This window comes from Escherichia sp. WS33, from assembly GCF_046486385.1.
Lineage (GTDB): Bacteria > Pseudomonadota > Gammaproteobacteria > Enterobacterales > Enterobacteriaceae > ECMA0423.
Genome location: NZ_JBJQLJ010000058.1, coordinates 1 through 6,878, shown reverse-complemented (window position 1 = coordinate 6,878; position 6,878 = coordinate 1). Strand labels below are relative to the sequence as shown.

Below are 6,878 nucleotides of genomic sequence, written 5' to 3'. Positions count from 1 at the left end.
TCGTCGGACCCCTCCTCTTCACGGCGATCTATGCGGCTTCTATAACAACGTGGAACGGGTGGGCATGGATTGCAGGCGCTGCCCTCTACTTGCTCTGCCTGCCGGCGCTGCGTCGCGGGCTTTGGAGAAATTCTTCAAATTCCCGTTGCACATAGCCCGGCAATTCCTTTCCCTGCTCTGCCATAAGCGCAGCGAATGCCGGGTAATACTCGTCAACGATCTGATAGAGAAGGGTTTGCTCGGGTCGGTGGCTCTGGTAACGACCAGTATCCCGATCCCGGCTGGCCGTCCTGGCCGCCACATGAGGCATGTTCCGCGTCCTTGCAATACTGTGTTTACATACAGTCTATCGCTTAGCGGAAAGTTCTTTTACCCTCAGCCGAAATGCCTGCCGTTGCTAGACATTGCCAGCCAGTGCCCGTCACTCCGCGGTCTTCACTGCGTGATCGAGTTGATCGACACCCGCCGTGACACGCTCCATGAAGTGCCTGCCTGCGTCTGTTAGCCGAACGCCCCGCGCATGGCGCTCAAATAGCAGGACACCAAGGTTATCCTCCAGCGCTTTCACACGCGCGCTGACGCTCGACTGGCTGATACCAAGTGCCTTGGCCGCATGCCGAAAATTCAGATGCTCGGCGACGGCGATGAACTGAACAAGGGAAATGAGCGGTATCCTGCCAGACAGGATACCGACATTCACGAGGTTTCGATGGTTAGTGCGCCGCATCGGAGCGGGCCTGCTACCAGTCGTCGGTTAGACGACTGGCGACTTCTCGGTGGCAGCCCCACGGAGCCGAAGGAGCACCAGCCCCAACGAAACCAGTACCGCCATCGCCGTGGCGTAACAGATCACGGGCCACGCTGTGTCACCGTTTAAAAGTGCCACCGCCAATGTCCCGACAATGCTGACTATCAGGCTTTGAACGCAGAAGTAGAACGCGACCGCTGATCCCGCGATGTCGTCGAACTCTGCCAAAGCGCCGTTCGCGGTAACGGACACCGTGAAGACAATACCGACCGCGACAACCCACATCGGTAGGATGAAGGTGAGGAATGACGGCGAGCCGTAAAGTTCGCCGATCCCCAACAGGACCGCTCCGCAAACAAGCAACGCCATCCCACGCGCCACGCATCCTGCGATGCCCCATCTGGCGACAAAGGACTTCGCGAAACGGGTTGTCACGATCATTACAAGCGCGACAGTGGCGAAGGCAAAGCTGAATCCGATCTCGGAATATTCCGCTTGGCCTATGAGCACACGGGTAGCCGTCGAGAAGAAGACGAAGTAGGTGCCCATACCGGCGCTAAAGCCGACAGTGTAAACCCAAAAAGCCGGACTCGCGAAGATCGGCAAGACAGATCGGCGCGTCTTGACTTGATCCAGAGGGCGGGTTTCGTGCCACCTGAAACCCGCATTTAGGAGTGCGAGCATCGCCAGTATAGCCAAAGTAATGAATATCGCCTGCCATCCCAAGAACTCGCCGATCAATGCTCCGGCGATAGGGCCGAGCGCAGGCACGAACGCCAGCATCGAACTGAAAAGGCCGTAGATGACGACACCCTCAGGACGGTTGGCATAAACGTCGCGAACCGTCGCGAACGTCGCCACCAGCATGGCCGACGCGCCCACTGCTTGAAGTAGACGGAAAGCGACAAAGGCCGGTGCAGTTGAAGACCAAGCTGCTCCCAGAGACGCAATGACGAAAGCCGTTGCGCCCGCAAGTAGAATTGGCCGTCGCCCGATTCTGTCTGAGAGCGGACCAAAAATCACCTGGCCCACGCCGAGCATCACCATATAGAGGCTCAACGTGAGTTGGATCATAGCGGGCGTCGTGTTCAGGATGCCGGGCATCGCTGGAACGACAGGGAGATAAATATCCATCGCCAGTGAAGCGAGGATGTCGAAAGGAGCCATCAGCAGCAGTGCTGCCGGCAGCGTATAGGCCCACGCGGGGCGTGTGGTGGTCATGACGAATCAACCCTCGATTAAGGAATACCGGGCGACGTCTGCTCGTCAGCAATCAGATGAGACTAGCCTTACAGAGCGCCGCAACAACAATACTGGTTGTTGCGGCTTACTTGTCTGCTGACTTGGAATTTCCCATCTGATTACTCCACGCTTACGAATATGAATTGCTACATTTTATCCGATTATCTTTTGCTTCGCAATGCGGCATGGGCGCACTCAGCGTTCCAGCCCCCTCTGCCGCCCTAACTGCCACGACACCGACCCGCCCTGCACGATGCCCATAACCTCGCGGCCGAGTTGGCGGTCGATGATCGGCCGCCACGGGACAAGGGTGAACTCATGGGATTTCTCGACCACGGCGAACTTGCCGCTCGATAGATGCACGGTTCCGGTAAACTTGCCGCTGACGCTCTCGCCGTCCGTGGCGGCGCGGAACGGCAGGCCCTTACTCAAAGCCATATCCGATCCGACGCCGGCTACCTCGCGCTCCCGCAGGATGGCGAGAAGGTTGCGCCGGTAGAAGACGCGGCTGTCCCGGCTGCGGGTGGCGTCGCCCTGTTCGATATGGTGCTCGCGGCGCTGGTCCATGGCTTCGCGGACTTGTTGCCCGAAGCCGGTTGGCGCAAGGTCGGCCGTCTCGCCGTGGATCAGCCGCCGGTCCAGCCAGGTCGCGCCGTCCGATCCGATCTGTTTGTTCAGATCGACCGGGGAAAGGACGCGAACGCTGGCCTGACTGTCTCGGCCGGCGTCATGGGCGGCGGCACGGCTGACCAGATCATCGGGGATGCGCCATTGGTCGGCGTCGATCCGCTCGACGATACCGGCCCGGCGTAGCGCCTCCAGCCGGCGCACATGGGCATCGACATAGCCCTCATAGTCGCCGCCTGGAACGCGGCACGTATAGGAAGAATAAACGCCCTTTTCACCCAAGTCCAACAGCTTTGGACCGCAGTTGACTCTTTCGACACCCCTGCGATGCAACCCAATCCGGCTGACGGGGAGCCAGCAACGCTGAAAATTTACCCTCCTCTTTCCCACTAGCGGCTCCTTTTCCGACAACCAGCACGGCGGATCCCTGCCGCGGCGCTGTGAACGCAGCATTTTGATTGGTATCGTTGGCCTTCAGGCTCGTCAGTCAAACAGACCCAGGAGCAGCTCAGCCGGTGGCGCCCGGCTTTCGGGTAACGCCCTGGTCCCGCTGGTTTCGGCTTTGTGCTTCAGGTGATCAAGGATCTGCTTGATCACTATAGGGTCTTCAATGCAGGCGATGACTTTCATGGCGCCGCCGCAGCCGCTGCAGGTCTCGATGTCGATATTGAAAACACGCTTGAGCCGTTGCGCCCATGTCATCGACGCTCGCCGTTGTGCTGGTGTTGCCGGTTCATCAGCCACCCTGACCTTGTTGCCCCTGCCCCGTTTTGCCGGCGTGACCAACGCCCGGTGCCGACTGTTGGGTGCGAACACCCCGTGGAAGCGGGTTAGGTTGACTCTGGGCTTCGGTACCAGGGCGGCCAGCCTTGCAATGAAATCCAATGGTTCGAAAATGACGTGCGTGGTGCCGTCCCGGTACGGCGTCTTGAGCTGGTAGCGCACGTTGCCGCCTCGTGTTAACGACAGCCGCTTCTCGGATACCGCCGGGCGGCTGATGTACCGGCACAGCCGTTCGAGCTTCTTGCGTTCATCGGCCCTGGCCGCCACGCCGGCGTGCAGGCTGGACCCGGCTACCTTGCCAATCCCGTCACCGAACGGATCACCACTGGTCGGCAGAGTTTGCAAAGTGAACACCTTTCGCCCCGCCTGTGAACCGACAGCGATACGGTAAGTGATCGAGTGCCCCAGCAGGGGTGTCATCGGGTCGTCATCCACCGCATCCGAGGCCAGATAGCTGTTTTCGACATCCCGTTCCAGCAGGCCTTGCCGTTCCAGATAGCGACCCACCCGGTGGGCGATGGTGTGCGTCAGCTGGGTGAGCTCTGGGCTGGTCGGCGCCTTGACCCAGCGGAAACGCGCTGAGCCGTGGGATTGCTCGACATACACACCGTCGAGAAACAGCATGTGGAAGTGAACATTCAGATTGAGCGCCGATCCAAAACGCTGGATCAGGGTGACCGCGCCCGTCTTGGCCACTTGGTGGGTATGGCCCGCTTTCTTGACCAGGTGCGTGGCAATGACGCGGTAAACGATGCCCAGCACCCACCCCATGATCTCGGGCCGGCTGGCAAACAGGAAACGCAGCTGAAACGGGAAGCTCAACACCCACTGACGCATGGGTTGTTCAGGCAGTACTTCATCAACCAGCAAGGCGGCACTTTCGGCCATCCGCCGCGCCCCACAGCTCGGGCAGAAACCGCGACGCTTACAGCTGAAAGCGACCAGGTGCTCGGCGTGGCAAGACTCGCAGCGAACCCGTAGAAAGCCATGCTCCAGCCGCCCGCATTGGAGAAATTCTTCAAATTCCCGTTGCACATAGCCCGGCAATTCCTTTCCCTGCTCTGCCATAAGCGCAGCGAATGCCGGGTAATACTCGTCAACGATCTGATAGAGAAGGGTTTGCTCGGGTCGGTGGCTCTGGTAACGACCAGTATCCCGATCCCGGCTGGCCGTCCTGGCCGCCACATGAGGCATGTTCCGCGTCCTTGCAATACTGTGTTTACATACAGTCTATCGCTTAGCGGAAAGTTCTTTTACCCTCAGCCGAAATGCCTGCCGTTGCTAGACATTGCCAGCCAGTGCCCGTCACTCCCACTCGATTGTAAACAAGCACACAAAACCCTTTAGTGACAACAATTTGCAAGAACTATCAGGCTCAGTGCCATGAAAAATACCATGACCAGATCATGAGGTTGAACACGGCTTGCGCCGGCAGCGTTCACGCTCCTGGTCGGCGATCTCGCCCGGCTGCAATGCTAGCTCAGCATCGGTCATGCGCTCCAGCACGTCGCGTAGGCGGATGGTGCAAGGAATGGGCGGCAGCTCGAACTCATAGCCGCCGGCGATCATTTCGGCCGCAATCTCCTCGGTGATGAAAAACGGCTCGTCGTCTTGGTTCGGCTTCTTCATGCCCTTTCCTCCTGGCGCTCATCCTGGCCGACAGCGGCCAGGGCATCGGCTTCCGTCAATGCGTCCTCCACGAACGCGCCGTGCTGCTTCGCTTCGGCCTGGCTGACCTCGGCCCATATCCGTTTCACCTGGGCCGCACTGTACCCGGCCAGCTCGGCGGTCTTGTTGATGCTGTAGCCGGACTTGCGCAGCGCGACAACTTGGGCGCGGCGCTTCGGATCAGCACGGCGGCCCTTGTACCGCCCGGCCTGGCGGGCCAACTCAATGCCTTGGCGCTGGCGTTCGCGCCTGTCCTCGTAGTCGTCGCGGGCCATCTGCAAGGCCAGGCGAAAAAGCATGATCTGCACGGCTTCCAGCACGATCTTGGCGACGCCCTGGGCCTCGGCCGCCAGGTCGGATAGATCGACCACGCCAGGGACGGCCAGGCGTGCGCCTTTGGCCTGTATCGAGGCCACCAGGCGCTCGGCCTCGGGCAAAGGTAGGCGGCTGATGCGGTCGATCTTCTCGGCAATGACCACCTCGCCGGGCTGTAGGTCGCCGATCATGCGCAGCAGCTCAGGCCGGTCGGCGCGTGCGCCGGATGCCTTCTCACGGTAGATGCCGGCGACGTAGTAGCCGGCGGCCTTCGCGGCCGTAGTGATCGCCTCTTGGCGTTCCAAGTCCTGCGCGTCGGTGCTGACGCGCAGATAGACCCGCGCCACCATCGGCGCGGCTACTGGCTTCGTCCTGCGCATACTTGCGGGCTCCTTTGGGCATACGCAAAGTGTCCGGTCATGCTACCCCCGGCCAAAAAGGCCGTCATGCGATTTATCTTGGCCGGGTCGTTATTGGCGGGTCTAAATGGCCGCTCCGTGGATCTCATCGCCAGAAATGGCGATGCGAGATCCAGGGCAGGGCGGCCGCCATCGTCAGACCTGGCGATGGTCGACGCCGGCGCGCATCGTCGGATGTGGCGATGCGAGCTCGAGGTCGGTGGCCACCGCCGGCGACCTGGTGCCATCGTCGGCAATGGCGATGCTGCAGCTCGACGTGCGCGGCCTGGTCGTCTCGGCATCGTCGGATGCGGCGATGCTCGAGCGAGGCGAAAAAAAACCGCCTCGGGGTGTCCGAGGCGGCAAGTCTGCATGCGGTTCAGGGAGGAAGAAACCGCGCCGGCGATCAGGGAGGAAAACCGCGCGGCCTGATGTGCAGCTCGGCCACTTTAGCCGGATTTTTCGACTTATCCGATGCGAGCGGCCCGCCGTGGGCGCTGCTCGATCTGCTGTTGCTTTTTCTCGACGTGCTTCTGCTCCTGGTGCTGCTGCTCGTCGCGCGGCACTGTTGCAAAGTTAGCGATGAGGCAGCCTTTTGTCTTATTCAAAGGCCTTACATTTCAAAAACTCTGCTTACCAGGCGCATTTCGCCCAGGGGATCACCATAATAAAATGCTGAGGCCTGGCCTTTGCGTAGTGCACGCATCACCTCAATACCTTTGATGGTGGCGTAAGCCGTCTTCATGGATTTAAATCCCAGCGTGGCGCCGATTATCCGTTTCAGTTTGCCATGATCGCATTCAATCACGTTGTTCCGGTACTTAATCTGTCGGTGTTCAACGTCAGACGGGCACCGGCCTTCGCGTTTGAGCAGAGCAAGCGCGCGACCATAGGCGGGCGCTTTATCCGTGTTGATGAATCGCGGGATCTGCCACTTCTTCACGTTGTTGAGGATTTTACCCAGAAACCGGTATGCAGCTTTGCTGTTACGACGGGAGGAGAGATAAAAATCGACAGTGCGGCCCCGGCTGTCGACGGCCCGGTACAGATACGCCCAGCGGCCATTGACCTTCACGTAGGTTTCATCCATGTGCCAC

Annotated in this window: 8 protein-coding genes and 2 pseudogenes; 1 reads left to right on the top strand and 9 read right to left on the bottom strand. The window is 60.0% G+C overall.

Translation table 11 applies throughout. From position 1 onward, the window contains the following. Window positions 1-155, top strand: a pseudogene (locus ACJHXA_RS23365) (TCR/Tet family MFS transporter); the annotation flags it as partial. Here the strand turns inward: ACJHXA_RS23365 and ACJHXA_RS23360 are convergent. From ACJHXA_RS23360 to ACJHXA_RS23320, 9 genes and pseudogenes are all read right to left on the bottom strand, one after another. Then, a pseudogene (locus tag ACJHXA_RS23360) lies at window positions 101-310 on the bottom strand (IS91 family transposase); the annotation flags it as partial. The pseudogenes ACJHXA_RS23365 and ACJHXA_RS23360 sit on opposite strands and share 55 nt — an antisense overlap. Window positions 311-421: 111 nt before the next feature. Then, entirely contained in the window at window positions 422-727 is a 306-nt protein-coding gene (locus ACJHXA_RS23355; RefSeq protein ID WP_001255015.1) for a LysR family transcriptional regulator, read from the bottom strand. A gap of 27 nt (window positions 728-754) precedes the next feature. Beyond that, window positions 755-1,969, bottom strand: a complete 1,215-nt coding sequence (gene floR, locus ACJHXA_RS23350) for a chloramphenicol/florfenicol efflux MFS transporter FloR (protein ID WP_000214121.1) — start codon at window positions 1,967-1,969, stop codon at window positions 755-757. 216 nt (window positions 1,970-2,185) lie between these two features. Beyond that, the gene (locus tag ACJHXA_RS23345) at window positions 2,186-3,070 is read right to left on the bottom strand and encodes a DUF3363 domain-containing protein (RefSeq protein ID WP_001447541.1); all 885 of its coding nucleotides are present in this window, start codon (window positions 3,068-3,070) and stop codon (window positions 2,186-2,188) included. Window positions 3,071-3,100: 30 nt separating this feature from the next. Further along, entirely contained in the window at window positions 3,101-4,594 is a 1,494-nt protein-coding gene (locus ACJHXA_RS23340; protein ID WP_001120888.1) for an IS91-like element ISVsa3 family transposase, read from the bottom strand. Between the two features lie 210 nt (window positions 4,595-4,804). Beyond that, window positions 4,805-5,029 (bottom strand): hypothetical protein, encoded by a 225-nt coding sequence (locus ACJHXA_RS23335; RefSeq protein WP_000743213.1) that lies wholly within the window; start codon window positions 5,027-5,029, stop codon window positions 4,805-4,807. Beyond that, a complete protein-coding gene (locus ACJHXA_RS23330; RefSeq protein WP_001366550.1) occupies window positions 5,026-5,763 on the bottom strand; it encodes a recombinase family protein in 738 nt (245 codons plus the stop codon). The genes ACJHXA_RS23335 and ACJHXA_RS23330 overlap by 4 nt, the downstream gene beginning before the upstream one ends. Before the next feature lie 485 nt (window positions 5,764-6,248). Further along, on the bottom strand, window positions 6,249-6,389 hold the full coding sequence (locus ACJHXA_RS23325) for a hypothetical protein (protein WP_001044210.1): 141 nt from the start codon (window positions 6,387-6,389) through the stop codon (window positions 6,249-6,251). Window positions 6,390-6,394: 5 nt separating this feature from the next. Beyond that, window positions 6,395-6,878, bottom strand: a 484-nt coding sequence (locus ACJHXA_RS23320) for an IS6-like element IS26 family transposase (protein ID WP_048263344.1), incomplete at its 5' end; no start/stop codon positions are given.

Coding starts and splice junctions, on each gene's coding strand:
- ACJHXA_RS23345 (WP_001447541.1), bottom strand. CDS start 3,070: ATGCTGCGTTCACAGCGCCGCGGCAGGGATCCGCCGTGCTGGTTGTCG.
- floR (WP_000214121.1), bottom strand. CDS start 1,969: ATGACCACCACACGCCCCGCGTGGGCCTATACGCTGCCGGCAGCACTG.
- ACJHXA_RS23330 (WP_001366550.1), bottom strand. CDS start 5,763: ATGCGCAGGACGAAGCCAGTAGCCGCGCCGATGGTGGCGCGGGTCTAT.
- ACJHXA_RS23335 (WP_000743213.1), bottom strand. CDS start 5,029: ATGAAGAAGCCGAACCAAGACGACGAGCCGTTTTTCATCACCGAGGAG.
- ACJHXA_RS23340 (WP_001120888.1), bottom strand. CDS start 4,594: ATGCCTCATGTGGCGGCCAGGACGGCCAGCCGGGATCGGGATACTGGT.
- ACJHXA_RS23355 (WP_001255015.1), bottom strand. CDS start 727: ATGCGGCGCACTAACCATCGAAACCTCGTGAATGTCGGTATCCTGTCT.